The sequence below is a fragment of the Streptomyces sp. NBC_00376 genome (assembly GCF_036077095.1).
GTDB lineage: Bacteria > Actinomycetota > Actinomycetes > Streptomycetales > Streptomycetaceae > Streptomyces.
Map to the genome: position 1 here is coordinate 6,105,025 of NZ_CP107960.1, position 16,468 is coordinate 6,121,492.

The 16,468-nt window shown below is 73.1% G+C and carries 16 protein-coding genes; 7 read left to right on the top strand and 9 right to left on the bottom strand.

Annotated features, from left to right (window positions below; all coding sequences use genetic code 11):
• The first annotated feature begins 9 nt into the window (after positions 1-9).
• The 5 genes from OG842_RS27570 (at position 10) to OG842_RS27590 (ending at position 4,612) form a co-directional block, all read left to right on the top strand.
• Positions 10-420, top strand: a complete 411-nt coding sequence (locus OG842_RS27570) for an urease subunit beta (protein ID WP_266737127.1) — start codon at positions 10-12, stop codon at positions 418-420.
• Complete coding sequence (gene ureC, locus OG842_RS27575; RefSeq protein ID WP_266737125.1) at positions 420-2,144, top strand: urease subunit alpha; 1,725 nt, start codon at positions 420-422, stop codon at positions 2,142-2,144. Before OG842_RS27570 ends, ureC begins: the two co-directional genes overlap by 1 nt.
• Positions 2,145-2,201: 57 nt before the next feature.
• Positions 2,202-2,900, top strand: coding sequence for an urease accessory protein UreF (locus OG842_RS27580; RefSeq protein ID WP_328512562.1), 699 nt, complete (start codon positions 2,202-2,204; stop codon positions 2,898-2,900).
• A 120-nt stretch (positions 2,901-3,020) separates the two neighbouring features.
• Positions 3,021-3,674: an urease accessory protein UreG gene (ureG, locus tag OG842_RS27585; RefSeq protein WP_328512686.1), complete on the top strand. Its 654-nt coding sequence runs from the start codon at positions 3,021-3,023 to the stop codon at positions 3,672-3,674.
• Between the two features lie 59 nt (positions 3,675-3,733).
• Entirely contained in the window at positions 3,734-4,612 is an 879-nt protein-coding gene (locus OG842_RS27590; protein ID WP_266737387.1) for an urease accessory protein UreD, read from the top strand.
• A 36-nt stretch (positions 4,613-4,648) separates the two neighbouring features.
• Here OG842_RS27590 and OG842_RS27595 read toward each other — a convergent pair whose 3' ends face one another.
• Positions 4,649-6,118 (bottom strand): extracellular catalytic domain type 1 short-chain-length polyhydroxyalkanoate depolymerase, encoded by a 1,470-nt coding sequence (locus OG842_RS27595; protein WP_328512563.1) that lies wholly within the window; start codon positions 6,116-6,118, stop codon positions 4,649-4,651.
• A 291-nt stretch (positions 6,119-6,409) separates the two neighbouring features.
• Here OG842_RS27595 and OG842_RS27600 point away from each other — a divergent pair, with 291 nt between their 5' ends.
• Together OG842_RS27600 and OG842_RS27605 are read left to right on the top strand one after the other, a co-directional pair.
• Positions 6,410-7,216 (top strand): 3-hydroxybutyrate dehydrogenase, encoded by an 807-nt coding sequence (locus OG842_RS27600; RefSeq protein ID WP_266737122.1) that lies wholly within the window; start codon positions 6,410-6,412, stop codon positions 7,214-7,216.
• 93 nt (positions 7,217-7,309) lie between these two features.
• Positions 7,310-9,304 (top strand): helix-turn-helix domain-containing protein, encoded by a 1,995-nt coding sequence (locus OG842_RS27605; RefSeq protein WP_328512564.1) that lies wholly within the window; start codon positions 7,310-7,312, stop codon positions 9,302-9,304.
• A gap of 59 nt (positions 9,305-9,363) precedes the next feature.
• On the opposite strand, the gene OG842_RS27610 is transcribed toward OG842_RS27605, so the two are convergent.
• The 8 genes from OG842_RS27610 to OG842_RS27645 all read right to left on the bottom strand — a co-directional run bounded on the left by OG842_RS27610 (position 9,364) and on the right by OG842_RS27645 (position 16,351).
• A complete protein-coding gene (locus tag OG842_RS27610; protein ID WP_328512565.1) occupies positions 9,364-10,248 on the bottom strand; it encodes an alpha/beta hydrolase in 885 nt (294 codons plus the stop codon).
• Positions 10,245-11,399, bottom strand: a complete 1,155-nt coding sequence (locus OG842_RS27615; protein WP_383765076.1) for a branched-chain amino acid ABC transporter permease — start codon at positions 11,397-11,399, stop codon at positions 10,245-10,247. The genes OG842_RS27610 and OG842_RS27615 overlap by 4 nt, the downstream gene beginning before the upstream one ends.
• The gene (locus OG842_RS27620) at positions 11,396-12,283 is read right to left on the bottom strand and encodes a branched-chain amino acid ABC transporter permease (RefSeq protein WP_072483430.1); all 888 of its coding nucleotides are present in this window, start codon (positions 12,281-12,283) and stop codon (positions 11,396-11,398) included. The genes OG842_RS27615 and OG842_RS27620 overlap by 4 nt, the downstream gene beginning before the upstream one ends.
• Positions 12,283-13,029 (bottom strand): ABC transporter ATP-binding protein, encoded by a 747-nt coding sequence (locus OG842_RS27625; RefSeq protein ID WP_266737117.1) that lies wholly within the window; start codon positions 13,027-13,029, stop codon positions 12,283-12,285. The genes OG842_RS27620 and OG842_RS27625 overlap by 1 nt, the downstream gene beginning before the upstream one ends.
• Entirely contained in the window at positions 13,026-13,817 is a 792-nt protein-coding gene (locus tag OG842_RS27630; protein ID WP_328512566.1) for an ABC transporter ATP-binding protein, read from the bottom strand. The genes OG842_RS27625 and OG842_RS27630 overlap by 4 nt, the downstream gene beginning before the upstream one ends.
• A 3-nt stretch (positions 13,818-13,820) precedes the next feature.
• On the bottom strand, positions 13,821-15,062 hold the full coding sequence (locus OG842_RS27635) for a substrate-binding domain-containing protein (protein WP_266737114.1): 1,242 nt from the start codon (positions 15,060-15,062) through the stop codon (positions 13,821-13,823).
• A 211-nt stretch (positions 15,063-15,273) separates the two neighbouring features.
• Complete coding sequence (locus OG842_RS27640) at positions 15,274-15,624, bottom strand: DUF4190 domain-containing protein (protein ID WP_328512567.1); 351 nt, start codon at positions 15,622-15,624, stop codon at positions 15,274-15,276.
• Positions 15,625-15,739: 115 nt separating this feature from the next.
• On the bottom strand, positions 15,740-16,351 hold the full coding sequence (locus OG842_RS27645; protein WP_266737110.1) for a TetR family transcriptional regulator: 612 nt from the start codon (positions 16,349-16,351) through the stop codon (positions 15,740-15,742).
• Positions 16,352-16,468: the final 117 nt, after the last annotated feature.

The following is a 16,468-nucleotide window of genomic DNA, read 5'->3' on the forward strand; positions in this document are numbered from 1 at the left end:
GAGACACACATGTCGGGCGGAGCCCAATACCTCTACGGGGACGAACCCGTGGAGATCAACGCCGACCGTGCCAGGACCAGGCTCACCGTCGCCAACACCGGTGACCGGGCCGTCCAGGTCGGTTCCCACTACCACTTCTTCGAGATCAACCGCGCCCTGCGCTTCGACCGCGAGGCCGCCTACGGCATGCGCCTGGACATTCCCTCCGGGACCGCCGTGCGCTTCGAGCCCGGCGACACCCGCGAGGTGGAGCTGTGCGCCTTCGGCGGCACCGGCCGGCTCAACGGCTTCGCCGGACTCGTCAACGGCGGCCTGTCGGCCCCGGACACCCGGCGCGACGCGCTCCGCCGCGCCGCGGAACTCGGCTTCGTGCAGCCCGGGTCCGGAACCGAGAAGAACAACGCAGAGGAGCGGAACTGATGGCGATCATCCCGCGCAAGCAGTACACGGACCTGTTCGGTCCCACCGTGGGCGACCGGTTCCACCTGGCCGACACCAACCTGATCGTCGAGGTCGAGTACGACCACAACGCCGGTTCCTACGGGGAAGAGGCCGTCTACGGGGGCGGCAAGGCCATCCGGGACGGCATGGCCCAGGACCCCTCCGCGCTGAACCGCGAGGGCGCCCTGGACCTCGTCATCACCAACGTCGTGGTCCTCGACCCGGTCCTCGGCGTGGTCAAGGGCGACATCGGGGTCCGCGGCGGCCTGATCGTCGGCGTCGGCAAGGCGGGGAACCCGCATCTGCAGAACGGTGTCGACCCCAAGCTCGTCATCGGCCCCGGCACCGAGGTGATCTCCGGCGAGCACCTCATCGCCACCGCCGGGGGCGTCGACACGCACATCCACTTCATCGCACCCCAGCAGGCCCAGGAGGGCCTGTCCAACGGCATCACCACCTTCTTCGGCGGCGGCACCGGACCCACCGACGGAACCAACGGCACCACCTGCACCCCCGGACCCTGGAACATCCACCGGATGCTGGAGGCCGTGGAGGACCTGCCGGTCAACGTGGGACTGCTCGGCAAGGGCAACGGCAGCCTGCCCGAGGCGCTGCGGGAGCAGGTCGAGGCGGGAGCGGCCGGGCTGAAGGTGCACGAGGACTGGGGCGCCACCCCCGCCGCGATCGACACCGCGCTGCGGGTCGCCGACGAGCACGACGTACAGATGGCCATCCACACCGACACCCTCAACGAGGGCGGTTTCTACGAGGACACCCTCTCGGCGATCGACGGCCGGACCATCCACACCTTCCACACCGAGGGCGCGGGCGGCGGTCACGCCCCCGACATCATCCGGGTGTCGGGCGAGGCCAACGTACTGCCGGCCTCCACCAACCCGACCCTGCCCTACACGGTCAACGCGGTGGACGAGCTGCTGGACATGGTGATGGTCTGCCACCACCTGTCCCGTGACATCCCCGAGGACGTCTCGTTCGCCGACAGCCGGGTGCGGGCCGAGACGATCGCGGCCGAGACCGTGCTGCACGACCTCGGCGTCATCAGCATCTTCTCCTCCGACTCCCAGGCCATGGGCCGGGTCGGCGAGTCCTTCCTGCGCGCCTTCCAGACGGCGCACCACTGCAAGGAGATGCGCGGCCCGCTGGCCGAGGACAGCTCCCGCAACGACAACGCGCGGGTCCTGCGCTACCTGGCCAAGCTGACGATCAACCCCGCGACGGCGGTCGGCGCCGCGGACGTGATCGGTTCCCTGGAGCCCGGCAAGCTCGCCGACATCGTGCTCTGGCCGATCCACTCCTTCGCCGCCAAGCCCAGGCTCATCATCAAGGGCGGCATGGTCAACTGGGCCCTGATGGGCGACCCGAACGCCTCGCTGCCGACGCCCCAACCGGTCTACTACCGGCCGATGTTCGGCACCCACGGCCGGGCGAAGCAGCGCACCTCGGTGACGTTCATGTCGCAGGCGTCCATCGCCGCCGGGGTCCCCGGGGAGCTGGGGCTGCAACGGCGGATCGAGCCCGTGCAGCGCTGCCGGACCATCGGCAAGCAGCACATGGTGCGCAACGACGCGCTGCCGCGCATCGAGGTGGACCCGGAGACGTACAAGGTCACCGTGGACGGCGAGCCCGCGACCATCGAGCCGGCCGAGCGGCTGCCGCTCAACCACCTCTTCTACATCGTCTGACGACCGCATCGCCCGACGACCGCATCGCCTCACGACCGCCCGAACGGAAATCCCGGTGTGAACGACCCGATCCCGATCCCGGCCCTGCTGACCGGACTCCAGCTCACCGACTCGGCCTTCCCCAGCGGCTACTACACCCTCTCCCACGGCCTGGAGGGCTTCCAGCAGGCCCGCGCGGTCACCCCGTCCGGCCTGCCGGCGCTCCTGCACGACCTGCTGCGCCACAGCGTGGGCCCGGCCGACGCCACCGCCCTCGCGCTCGCCCACCGTGCGGTCACCGCCGACGACTGGGAGGAGGTGGTGGCCGTGGAGCAGCGGCTGCACGCCACCAAACTGGGCCGCGAGGCCCGGCAGGCCGCCGTCCGCACCGGACGGCAGCTGCTGGACCTGGCCGGCGAGGTGTACGGCACCGCGCCCGTCGAGCGGTATCGGGACCTCTACCGGGACGGTGCCGTACGCGGCTGCCAGCCGGTCGTCGCCGCCGTCGTCCACGCGGGCAACGGGCTGCCCGTCCGCCAGGCGGTCACCTGCGAACTGTTCGCCTTCGCGGCCAGTTTCGTGGGGGCCGCCCTGCGGCTGCGGCTGACCGACCACCGCCGGGCGCAGGTCGTCCTGCACGGCGCCGCCCCGGTGATCGAGAAGACCGTCGAAGCCGCTCTGGGGCGGGAACCGGCCGACATCGGGGGCTGCGTCCCGGTGGCGGACGTCATGGCCGGTCGCCACGAGCGCGCCGAAGCACGGCTGTTCGCCAGCTGAGGGCTGTCCCGCAGGCACCCTTCGCATCCCTTCCACCCGCACCCACACCACCAGGACAGGAACACCATGCACGACCCCATGCAGGCCAGGCACAACCACGACCACGGCCACGACGAGCTCATGCGGCGGCCGAAGGACGGCGTGCTGCGCGTCGGGATCGCCGGACCGGTCGGTTCCGGGAAGACGGCCCTGATCGAGGCGCTCGTCCCGGTGCTGATCGAGCGCGGCCGGACCCCCGCCGTCATCACCAACGACATCTTCACCACCGAGGACGCCGCGCATGTGCGCCGCACCCTGGCCGGGATCCTCGACGCCGACCGGATCGTCGGTGTGGAGACCGGGGCCTGTCCGCACACCGCCGTCCGTGACGACCCGACGATGAACCAGGCCGCCGCCGACGAGCTCATGGAGCGCTTCCCCGAGGTGGACACCCTGCTCTTCGAGAGCGGCGGGGACAACCTGACCCTCACCTTCAGCCCGGCCCTGGTCGACCTGTTCCTGTTCGTGCTGGACACCGCCGAGGGCGACAAGATGCCGCGCAAGCGCGGACCGGGCATCACCGAGTGCGAGCTGCTCGTCATCAACAAGGTGGACATCGCCCCCTACGTACGGTGCGATCTCGGCGTCATGGAGTCGGACGCGCACCGCGTCCGGGACGGCCGGCCGGTGGTGCTGACCAATTCGCTCACCGGGGACGGACTCGGCACCATCGCCGACTTCCTGCTGTCGCACGAAGCCGCCCACGAAGCCGCGCAGGAGACGGCCTCCGCGTGACCGAGGCGCCCGCGCGGCTGGATCCCGCGCACTACGAACCCCGGCGGATACCGGCCCCGATGCTCGGACTCGCCGGCACCCCGGACACCCTGGCCGCCGGGCGCCCCGGCAAGGTCGGCCTGCTCGAACTGGGCTACGCGCGGGTGGGCGGGCGGACCGAACTCGTCGACCGGTACCAGAAGTCACCGCTCCAGATCATGCGCCCGCTGTACATCGACCCGTTGCGGCCCGACCTTCCGGTGACCTATCTGATGTCGACCGGCGGCGGCATCATCCAGGCCGACCGCAACCGGATCGACATCGACTGCGGCCCCGGCACCTCGGTCCACCTGACCACCCAGGCCGCGACCAAGGTGCACCGGATGGAGTTCGACCACGCGACCCAGATCGTCAACCTGACTGCGGGGGAGGGGAGTTACGTCGAGTATCTGCCGGACGCCCTCATCCCCTACCGGGACGCCCGCTTCTACCAGCACACCCGGGTGACCGTCGACCCGACCGCCACCGTGCTGCTGGGCGAGACGATCGCGGCGGGGCGGCTCGCCCGGGGCGAACGGCACGCCTACCGCATGCTCTTCAGCGATCTGGAGATCCGCCGCCCCGACGGGACGCTCCTGGCCGTGGACACCGTCCGCCTCGATCCGCAGGGGCCGGGCGGGGTCACCGGGCACGCCGTCTTCGGCGACCACGACCTGATGGCCTCGCTGTACGCGGTCACCCCGCTCGCCTCCGCCGCGAGCGTCGCCGACGCCCTCCACGAGGCGCTCGCACCGGCCGGCCCGGTCTTCGGCGTGAGCACCCTGCCCGACGACTGCGGGGCGTGGGTCCGGATCGTCGGCAGCGACCCGCCCGCCCTCACCCGTGCGATGCGCGCCGCGTGGGACGCCCTGCGGCGGCTGCTCATCGGCGTCCCGGCCCCGGACCTGCGCAAGACCTGACCGCGCCGGTCCGGGACCGGGCGCGCGGGGTGCCTCTCAGGCGGCGCACCCCGTGTCCGCGATCACGAAGTGTCCGGGCGGCGACTCCCGCAGGGTGTGGGTGACGAAGACGTTGTACAGGCCCATGTTCTGGTCCGAGCCGTTGGCGTACACGAGACCGCCGGTGGTGTGTGCCCGGCCCGCCGCCACCTGTGCGTAGTTGGTCGCCGTGAAGCACCGCGCCGGGGCGGCGCCGGTCGTGGTAGCCGTCACCTGGGGCGAGGCGGTGCCGGGGATGCCCGATCCGTCGATCGCCGCCACCGTGTAGCGGTACGCCGTGCCGGCGGTGAGACCCGGGTCCGTGTACGAGGCGGAGGCGGTGGTGGCGACCTTCGCGCCGTCGCGGTGCACCGCGTACGAGTCCGCGCCCGCCACCGCGTCCCAGGCCAGCGAGACGCTGTCCGCCGTGACGCCGGTGACCCGCAGGCCGGACGGGGCGGGCAACTGCTCACCGCCGCCGGGGACGTCCTGGTCCAGGCCCCAGAAGACGCCGGTGTGATACGTCGAGCAGATGGCGTTCAGGAAGTACGCGGCCGTCGCCCCGCACTGCTCGGTGCCCGAGCCGGGGCTCACGGCCAGACCGTGGCCCATGCCGGACACGGAGTACGTCACCACCGCGGGATTGCCCGAGGCGTCGTCGTACACGCTGCGCGTGGTGCTGCCGGGGAGGGTGTCGGTGGCCGCCGGGGTCTGGCCGATGCCCCAGACGTCCGTCCACTGGTCGCGCAGGGCCGAGGCGTTGGCGGGGTACACGGTGTAGTCGGCGGTGCCCTGCCAGATCGCCACCCGGGGCCAGGGCCCCGTGTACCCGGGGTGGGCGCCGCGCACCTTGTCGCCCCACTGCGCGGGCGTCAGCTTCTGCGGCCCGGTCTGGCAGCCGGACGCGCCCGCCTGGCTCGTCGCGCACTGGGCGGGCAGGCCCGAGGCCACGGAGCCGCCCGCGAACACGTCCGGGTACGCGGCCAGCAGGTCGGCCGTCATACCGCCGCCCGCCGAGAGGCCGGTGACGTACACCCGGCGGCCGTCCGAGCCGTACTGCTGCGCGGCGTACTCCACCATCTGCACGATCGAGGCGGCCTCGCCCCGGCCCCTGCTGTCCTCGGCCGGATCGAACCAGCCGAAGCAGGACAGCGCGTTGTTGGCGGCCGAGGTCTGCGGGAAGACCACGGCGAAGCCCCAAAGGTCGGCGTACTTCGGCCAGCCCGAGAAGGCGTAGTAGTCGTTCGCGGTCTGGGTGCAGCCGTGCAGCGCGACGACCAGCGGCGCGTTCGCGGGCAGTCCGGCCGGGGCGTACTCGTACATCTGGAGGTTCCCGGGATTCGAACCGAAGCCGGTGACCTGTTGCAGACCGCCGGCGGCCGAGGCCGGCTGCACGGCCGCGGCCGTGCTCAGCGTCGCCGCGACGAGGGCGAGAGCGGCGGTGGAGGCGACGCGCCGGAGCAGGCGTCGCAGGATCGATGGGCGCACGGGTGCCTCCCTGTGGGGGGTGGTCCGGCTCCTGGGTGGGGAACCGCGGTGCGGACGCTAGGGGGCGGCGGAGTCCGCGCCCATGGGCCCGGCGGACAACGCCCCGCTCCCGGCTGTGTGCGGCGCCGCCGTTGCGTCCCTCGTGCCACCGCCGCGGCGCCCGGGGCCCGTCCGGCGCACCGACGGCCCGCCGCCGGACCCGCCCCATGTGCGCCGCCACCATGCCGGTGTACGACGGTGTGTGCACCGGCCCCGTGTGACGGGGGCCCCGGCCTCCTTACGGTGACGGCCATGGAGACTCCTCAGCGCCCGGCCCCCGGGCCCGCCCCGCTCACCGCCCCGCCCTCCGCGAACCCGCCGCTCGCCGGCCGCACCGCGCTGGTGACCGGCGCCGCGAGCGGTATCGGGCGGGCCTGCGCACAGGCCCTGGCGGCGTCCGGCGCCCATGTGCACGTGGTGGACAAGGCCGCCGAGGCGGCGAAGAGCCTGGCGGCGGAGATCGGCGGGACGGCGTGGGTGGTCGACCTCGCCGTCCCCGACGCGGTGGACACCCTGCCCACCGACGCGGACATCGTGGTCAACAACGCCGGGCTCCAGCACGTCGCGCCCGTGCACGAATTCCCGCCGGACCGCTTCGCACTGATCCAGCGCGTCATGGTGGAGACCCCGTTCCGCATCTTGCGCCGGACCCTGCCGGGCATGTACGAACGCGGCTGGGGGCGCGTGGTCAACATCTCGTCGGTGCACGGACTGCGGGCCAGCCCCTACAAGTCGGCCTATGTGACGGCCAAGCACGCACTGGAGGGACTCAGCAAGGTGGTCGCGCTCGAAGCGGCGGAGCACGGGGTGACGAGCAACTGCGTCTGCCCCGGGTACGTACGCACCCCGCTGGTCGAGAACCAGATCGCCGACCAGGCCCGTACGCACGGCATCTCCGAGGAGGAGGTGGTGGGCCGGGTCATGCTGGAACGCAGCGCCATCAAGCGGCTGATCGAACCCGCTGACGTCGCCGAGGCCGTGCTGTGGCTCTGCGGGCCGCGCACCGGGCACATCACCGGAACCTCGCTCTCCATGGACGGCGGCTGGACCGCCAACTGACCTCCCGGGGCGGAGGCCGGACCGCCGACCGAACCCCCGGGTCGGCACCCGGACCGACAACCGCCCCCCGCCCCCTACGAATCCTGGCCGCCCATGTCTGAACCGTCCGCCTCCGCCTCCGCCGCCTCCGCCGCGCCCCATCTGCGACGCCTGCTCGACCTGCTGGCCGACGACGCCCCCGCCGAGGCGCTGGGCGCCGTCTCCTCGCAGGCGCGGGCCGCCGGGGTGCCCGCCGGCGACCTGGCGGAGGTGGAGCGGGCCACCGCCACCGCCCTGCGGATCAGGGGCGCCCTGCGTCAGCACCGCCGCCGCGAGCTCCAGCTCACCGCGCTCTTCGACACGGCGGGCGACCTGGCCGCCTCCCGCGACCTAGACGACGTGCTCAAGGCGATCGTCCGCCGGGCCAGGATGCTGCTCGGCACGGACACCGCCTACCTCACCCTCCCCGACGAGGAGGCGGGCGACACCTACATGCGGGTCACCGACGGATCGGTGTCGGTGGTCTTCCAGCGGCTGCGGCTGGAGCTCGGCCACGGGCTGGGCGGCCTGGTGGCACAGACCGCGCGACCGTACGCGACCCCCGATTACCGCACCGACGACCGCTTCCACCACACCCGCAACATCAACGCCGGGGTACTGGACGAGGGGCTCGTCGCCATCCTGGGCGTGCCGCTCCTCCTCGGCTCCAGCCGCGGCGGGACCGGAAAGGTCATCGGCGTCCTCTTCGCCGCCGACCGGTCGCCCCGCGTCTTCAGCCCCGACGAGGTCGCCCTGCTCTGCTCGCTCGCCGCCCATGCCGCGATCGCCATCGACACCGCCCGCGCGCTCGCCGACACCCGGTCCGCACTGGACGAACTGGCGGGCGCGAACGCCGAGCTGGCCGAGGCCAACGCGGCGGTACGGGCGCACTCGGCGGCCATGCGACGGGCCGAGGAGTCCCACGACCGGCTGACCGACCTGGTGCTGCGCGGCCGGGACGTCAAGGACGTCGCGACGGCGGTCGCGGGGCTGCTGGACTCCCCGCTGACCATCCACGACCCCGGCGGGCGGCCCCTGGCGGCCGTCCGGCCCGACGGCGCGGACTTCGCCGCCGACGGCATGGACGCCGGATGGCTGGCCGAGACCGCCGAGGAGTCCCGTACCGGCGCCCGCGCCGTGCACCGCGACGGCCGGTGGATCTGCGCCGTCCTCGCCGGGCAGGAACTCCTGGCCGGACTGGTCCTGCACCGGCGCGGACAGCTCGACGACTCCGACCGGCGGCTGTTCGAGCGGGCCTCGGTGGTCACCGGACTGCTCCTGCTGCTGCGGCGCACCGTCGCCGAGACCGAGAACCGGATACGCGGCGAGCTGGTCTCCGACCTGCTGACCGACGCGGACCGCGACCCGGCCGGACTCACCGAACGCGGCCGGCGCCTGGGCATCGACCTCGACCGCCCGCATCTGCTGCTGGTGGCCGAGGGCGGGGCCCGGGAGCGGCTGGCCCCCGCCGCGATGCGCTATCTGTTCGGCGGGGGCATCCACGGGGTGAGCGCGGAACACGCCGGGGCCGTGGTGCTGCTGGTGGCGGCCGGTGACCCCGGACCGGCCGCGGGCGACGCGGCCCGCGCGGCGGCGGCCCAGCTCGGCCGGCTCGCCCAGACCTCCGTCACCGTCGCCGCCGCCGGCCCGGCACGCGGCGCCCGGGAACTGGCCGCCGCGTACGGGGAGGCCGCCCGCTGTCTGCGCGCGATGCGGGTCCTCGGGCGCACGGGCGAAGGGGCCTGCGTCGAGGAACTCGGCTTCCTGGGCGTGGTGCTGGGCAACGCGCAGGACGTCGACGGCTTCGTCTCCGCGACGCTCGGCCCGCTGCTGGAGTACGACGCACAGCGCGGCACCCACCTGGTGCGCACCCTCGGCGCCTACTTCGGCTCCGGGGGCAGCCTCGTCCGGGCCAAGGACGAACTCCACGTGCACGTCAACACGGTGGTGCAGCGGCTGGACCGGGTGCAGGTGCTGCTGGGACGCGACTGGAACGAGCCGGGGCGCGCCCTGGAACTGCAACTCGCCCTGCGGCTCCACCTGCTGGCGGGCGGCGGCCGGGACCGGTAGCGCCCCGACCCCGCCCCTCAGGCTCCGGCCGCGACCGGTGGCGCCCCGGCCCCCGCCCCTCAGGCCCCCGACAGGTCCAGGAGCCGGCGTGCGACCTCCTTGCCGCCCGCGTCCCCGGTCAGCACCGTGTAGTGGTTGACGTCCCGGACCGCCACCGGGGTCACCCGCGTACCCCCGAGCTCCGCCGCCGCCAGCCGGTTCTCGTCGTACAGCCCCTGCTCCTCGTCCATCAGCCCGCGCTGCGCCCACAGCAGCGTCGCCGGGGCGGGCAGCTTCCGCACCGCCGACAGCACCTCCTCGTCGAAGAGGTTGATGCCGTCCGTGCGCACCGCCTCGATCCGGCAGGTGGAGCGCAGGGCGGGCTCGTCCCCGGTCAGATCGCGCTGGATGTACGCGTCCACCTCGTCCGACCAGGCATCCGCGAACGCGGGGTGCGCCCGCCAGAACGAGCGGTACGCGGCCCGGTCCGGAAAGGTCATCGACAGCCGGTCCATGGCCGGGCCGATCACGGCGGTCATCAGCTCGTCCGGGGACAGGTGGGTGGGGGCGGGGAAGCCGATGCCGCCGTCGACCAGCAGCAGCGGCCCGAACCGCTCCGGGTGCCGTACGGCGGCCAGCGCCGCCACGAACGCGCCCATCGAATGGCCCGCCAGCACCACCCGGCCCGTGCCCAGCGCCGCGGCCACGGCGGCCGCGTCGTCGGCGTGCGCGGCGATCCCGTACGGACCGGGCAGCGCCGAACTCCCGGCCCGGCCGCGCAGATCCGGCGCGACCAGCGTGACCCGGCCGTCCAGCAGCCTCGCCACCGGCCCCCAGGACAGCGCGTTGGCCGTGATGCCGTGCAGGGCGACGACGACCGGGGCGCCGGGCTCCCGGGCCGGCCACCGCAGCACCGCCAACTCGCCCCCGGTCACGGGGACTCGTACCTCTTCGTATGCGATCACGGGCGTCCGTTCTCCTTCCGGGACTTCCTGTCCATGGACGTTTCGGCGCCGGCGGGCGTACGGCGTGCCGCGCGCAGCCGGGACGGCAGCCGGGCCAGTCCGCCGGGCAGCAGGTGTACCACGGCCACGAACAGCACACCGAGCAGGAACAGCGGCTGGGAGAGCGGCACCCGCAGCACCGCGGGCAGTTCGGCGACCGCGCCCGAGCCGGCCAGATCACCGAGCCGGTGATCGGCCCAGGTGTAGAGGATGCCGCCGGCCATCGGCCCCCACCGGGTGCCGGACCCGCCCAGCACCACCATCACCAGCAGCGACAGGGTGAAGTCGGAGGTGGTGGTCTGCGGGGTCGAGCCGCCGGTGAGCAGCAGGTGCACCAGACCGCCGAGCGCCGCCAGCGCGCCCGCCAGGACGAAGGCGGTGAGCTTGAACCCGTACGGCTTCAGCCCCAGCACCTCCACCCGGCGCTCGTTCTCCTTGATGCCCTCCCAGACGCGCCCGGTGGGGGAGTTGACCGCCCGGTGGACGACGGCGAGCGTCAGGACGAGGTAGGCGAGGGCCAGCCAGTAGAGGTTCGCGGTGTTCTCGATGCCCACCAGCCCGGACGGCAGCAGCTCGGCGGGGGCGGCCCGGCCCTCCTCGCCGCCGGTCAGACCGCCCGGGTTGCGGGAGACCAGGATCGACCCGGCCTGGGCGAACGCCAGCGTCACCATGGAGAAGCCGATGCCGGTGACCCGCAGGCTCACCGACCCCAGGACCAGCGCGAGCGCGATCCCGCAGCAGACGCCGAGCAGTGCAGACACGGCGAACGGGAGGCCCGCCTCCAGCAGGAACGTGTTCGTGGCGTAGCTGCCCGCCGCGAAGTACAGGGCGTGCCCGAAGGAGAGCAGCCCGGTGCGGCCGAGCAGCAGGTCGTAACCGGTCGCCAGTGCGCCGAACAGCAGGCAGGTGGCGATGAGTTGGAGACTCCCCGGGCTGCCCAGCGGTCCGTCCAGGAGTCCCGGCAGCGGCAGTGCGCTGAACGGGGCGAGGGCCAGGACCAGCAGTGCGGCGGCGGGCCACCAGCGGCGCAGCAGCCGGGCGGTGTTCCCCGGCGCCCGCGCGGCCGGGTGTTCCTCGCCGGTGCGGTGGTGTGTCTCGGTGGCGGTGCTCACGCGAGCCTCCCGGTCAGTCCGCGCGGCCGTACGAGCAGCAGCGCGGCGAGCAGGACGACGACGGCCAGGTCGCCGAGGCCCGCTGCGGTGTAGTAGTTGGCGAACTGCTGGACCAGGCCGATGACGACGGACGCCACGGCGGCGCCGCTCACCGACCCCATGCCCCCGGTGACCACCACGACGAACGCGAAGATCAGCAGCGAGGTGCCCTGGCGCGGGTCGACCGAGCCGAAGTACAGGCCGCCGAGCGCCCCGCCGAGCGCGGCCACGCAGCCGCCGATCGCGAAGACGAGCGTGAACGCCTTCCGCACGTCGATGCCGAGCGCGGTGACCATCGCCCGGTCCTCGACCCCGGCCCGTACGACCAGACCGTGCCGGGTGCGGCCCAGGAAGAGCCGCAGCGCCACGAGCACGACGAGGGCCGCCGCGACCAGGACCAGCCGGTTGACCGGCACCTGGGCACCGAACAGCCCGAAGGTGCCGGACAGCGCCTTCGGGCCCGGGAAGGTACGGGCGTCCGAACCCCAGATGCCCGACAGCAACGCCGGGACGGCGAGCCCCACCCCGACCGTGGCGAGCACCTGCTCGCGCGGCCGGGTGTAGAGCGGGCGGACGACGGCGAGTTCCAGCAGCACGGCGGCCGCGGTGCCCACCGCCGTACCGAACAGGACCGCGAGGACGAAGCCCGCCCCGCCGGGACCGGCGCCGGGCAGATGGCCGGAGGCCGCCCACCAGGTGCCGTACGCGCCGATGGACAGCAGCGCCCCGTGCGCGAAGTTGAGCACGTCCATCAGGCCGAAGATCAGCGAGAGTCCCGACGCGATCAGGAAGTAGAGGGCTCCCAGACCGAGTCCGGTCATGGTGAGCAGAACGACGGTGGACATCAGGAATCCGCCTCCACGGAAGGTGCTTCGGTGGCCGGGCCGTGTCCGACACCCAGCAGCCGCCGTGCCGTCTCCGCGTCTCCCAGCAGCTCGGCGGCCGGTCCCTGGTGGGCCGTCCGGCCGTCGGCGAGCACCGCGCAGTGCTCGGCCAGGCGCCGCACGACGGCGAGGTTCTGCTCCACGAGCAGCACCGGCACCGCCTCGGCCGCCCGCTCCAGCACCTGGGCGACCTCGGTGACCACCTTGGGCGCCAGGCCCTTGGTGGGTTCGTCGGCGATGATCAGCCGGTTGCCGTTGAGCAGGGTGCGGCCGATCGCCACCATCTGCTGCTGCCCGCCGGACAGCGTCCCCGCCAACTGCCGCTCCCGGCGCTTCAGTTCGGGGAACAGCTCATGGACGAGTCCGTACGCGGGCCCCTCGGCGCCGCGCCGCTCGGCCAGCCGCAGGTTCTCCGCGACGGTCAGCCCGGCGAAGACACCCCGGTCCTCGGGGGCGTAACCGATGCCGAGGCGCACCACGGTGTGGGTGGGCATCGCCACGGTCTCCTCGCCGTCCAGCCGTACGCTGCCGGTGCGCGGGACGAGACCGAGGACGCCGCGCACGGTCGTGGTCTTCCCGGCGCCGTTGCGGCCGAGCAGCGCGGTCACGCCGTGCCGGGCCACGTCCAGGTCGACGCCGTGCAGGATGTGCCGGCCGCCGATCAGGACCCGCAGGTCCCGTACGGCGAGCAGGGGTCCGGTGGTCACAGCCCCTCCCCGAGATAGGCCTGCTGGACGGTCGGGTCGGCGGTCACTGCCTCGGGGGTGTCCAGCGCCAGCAGCTTTCCGTGGTGCATCACGGCGAGCCGGTCGGCCAGCCCCAGCAGTACGTCCATGTGGTGCTCGACCATCAGGACGGTGCGGCCCTCGTCGCGGTGCAGGGTGCGGATGAGTTCGGTGAGTGCGGGGACCTCCTCCGCGCTGACCCCGGCCATCGGCTCGTCGAGCAGCATGAGGCGCGGCTCGCCCACCAGCAGCACCGCGAGCTCCAGTTTCCGCTTCTCGCCGTGCGACAGCTCGGCCGCCGTCGCCCGTGCCCGGTGTCCCAGGCCGGTGCGCTCCAGCACGCCGTCCACCTCGGCGGCGTACCGGGAGGCCCGCCGCCACAGCCGGTAGGAGCCGCCCCGGGCCGCCTGGGCGGCCAGCCGGACGTGGTCGGCCACGCTCATCGCCGGCCAGAGGCTGGACGTCTGGAAGGTGCGGCCGATGCCGCGCCGCGCCCGTGCGTGCGCGGGGTCGGCCGTCATGTCCGTGCCGTCCAGCGCGATGGTGCCGGAGGTGGCCGTGGTCAGCCCACTGATCAGGTTGAACAGGGAGGTCTTGCCCGCCCCGTTGGGGCCGATGAAGGCCAGGAACTCGCCCTCGTGGACGCCGAGCGTGACGTCCTCGACGATCGTCGCCCCGCCGACGCCCCAGCCGAGCCCCGTCAGCTGGAGCACCGGGGCGGTGCTCCGCGCCCCGGCCGTGTGCCGTGCGGTGGTGTCCGGTACGGCCACCGGTCAGCCCGCCGAGGGCTTGGCGGGCGGCGCCACCTCGTCCATCGGCGCGGTGCTCACCAGCTCCGGCCGGGCAGCGGCGCCCTTCCCCTTGAGCTTCGCGACGAACATCGGCTGCACCAGGGCGTGGTCCTCGGCCCGGACCTGCTCCTTGCCCTTCACCCCGTCGAAGCTCCAGCCCTCCAGGGCCTTCACCATGGCGGCGGTGTCGGTGGCGCCGCCCTCCTCGATCGCGCGCACCACCATCTGCGCGGCGGTGAAGCCGTCGGGGGTGAACAGGTCCGGAGTGCCGCCGGCCTTCCCGACCGCGTCGATCATGGACTTCTCCACGGCGTTGCCGCCGCCCGCGCCGGGGAAGTAGTGCGCCAGGAACGACACCTTGGAGCCGGCGTCGCCGAAGACCGGGTACGAGGCCGTTCCGGCCAGGCCCGTGACGACCTTGCCCGCCTCCAGCACGCCCTGCTGGTCCAGCGCGGTCCACAGCGCGGGCGCGGTCGAGCCGGCCCAGGCGACGAAGACCAGATCGGGCCCGCCCGCTTTGACCTGCCGGGCGAACGGGGTCAGGTCGGTGGCGCTGGGCGGAGCCAGTACGGAGCCGACCTTCGCGCCCCTGGCGCCGAGGACCGCCTTCACGGCGGCGACATTGGCCTGGCCGAACGTGGAGTCCTGGGCCAGCACCGTGACCTTCTTGCCCTTGGCCTCGCCGAGCATCGTCCCGGCGGTGAGGATGTCCTGGTAGGACTGCCGGCCCGAGCGGAAGGTGTACTCGTTGATGCCGGTCACGGCGTCGGTGGCGGCCGGGCCGCTGATGTACAGCACCTTGTTCTGGGCGGCGAGCGGCGCCATCTGGAGCGCCACGCCGGAATCGGTGGTGCCGGCCAGCACCTTGTAGCCCTTGCCTATCAGGTTCTTGGCGGCGGAGACCGCCTTGCCGGGGTCGCCCGCGTCGTCCTGCTCGGTGACCTCGACCCGGTGCCCGGCCACCTTGCCGGTGCCCTTCGTGGCATGGTCCAGGCCCGCCATGAACCCGTCCCGGTACTGCTTCCCGTAGTCCGCGAGGAGCCCGGTCCGGGAGTACACAAGACCCACCTTGACGGTGCCGTCCTTCGAGCCCCCGCCGGAGTCGCTCTCACCGGCCTTCCCGGCGGCGGTGCACCCGGCGAGCACGAGACCGGCGGAGGTCAGCGCGACGGCGGCGTGGAGGGATCTGCGGTGACGGGCGGTGCCTCTGGCTCTGCGACGCATGGTGACCGGCTCCTCGGCGTGTTCATGTGATGTCGCCGAACCGTATGAACACCGTGGAGCCGTCGACATGGTGCAGACCGCCCCACCTGACACGATGCGCATGTGGGGGCCGCACATGGGCCCGGAAACGCCGAAGCCGCGCCGGGGAACCGGATCGTACGGTTCCCCGGCGCGGCCGGTACGCGGTGCGCGATTTCTGGGCGGTGGCCCGTTACATCGCGCCGATGCCCTGGACCGTGGCGACGATGATGCCGAGCACTGCGAACGCGATGCCGACGCTGCCCATCACGATGCCGGCGACCGCCTGGCCGCGGCCGCCGCCCTCGCCCCGGTCGGCCATCCGCTTGGCCGAGATGCCCAGGCACAGCGCGATGATCGGCGGGATGATCGGGATGAGTACCAGGCCGAGGATGCCGAGAACCATCGAGGCGGTCGCCTTGCCGCTGGGCAGCGCAGCACCGCCGGGGTACCCGTAACCGGCCGGCGGCTGGGCGCCGAATCCCGGTCCGCCCGGGGCCTGCATGCCCGCTGCGCCGCCTGCGGTTACTGACTGGTCAGCCATGTCTTCCTCTCCATCGGTACTGGTCATGACCATGGTAAGTAGCCGCTTGTGGCCCTTTCGGTCAGAACGGTGAGAGGAGTGTGATGAAAACGCCGCGAAACGGGGTCTGGATGTGCTAGTGGGCTTCCGTGGGCCTCGTCACGTCGATCAGCCGGCAGACCATCTCGATGTCGATCTTCACCTGGGCGATCGACGCCCGCCCCGAGAGCCAGGTGATCAGCGCCGAGTGCCAGGTGTGCTCGATGACGCGGACCGCGGACAGCTGCTCCGGCGTCGGATGCTCCAGGCCCATCGCGTCCAGGATGATCGCCGTGGTGATCCGCGAGACGGTGTCCACCTCCGGGCTGACGCTGCGGTCCGCGAAGGTCAGCGCCCGCACCATCGCGTCCGCCAGATGCGGCTCGCGCTGGAGCGCGCGGAAGGCCCGCATCAGGGTGTCGGCGACCCGCTGCGCCGGGTCCGTGCCGGCCGGGGGACGTTTGTGCAGCGTCGTGTGCATGTGCTGGAGCTGGTCCTGCATGGTGGCGACCAGCAGATGGATCTTGGACGGGAAGTAGCGGTACAGCGTGCCCAGGGCGACCCCGGCCTCCTCCGCGACCTCGCGCATCTGCACCGCCTCGAAACCGCCCCGGCCGGCGAGCTGGGCGCTGGCGTGCAGGATGCGGCGGCGGCGGGCCTCCTGGCGTTCGGTCAGGGGCGGCGATGCCGACTTGGCCTCAGCTGTCATGTGTCCCCATCCATGGCTTCTGTCCGCGACCGGAGGGAGGCGCTCGGTCTCCCGGGGGCGCACAGCATGCCAGCGTGCCCGGTGGTGGCGCGAATCACCTGATCCGGCCGTTGCACC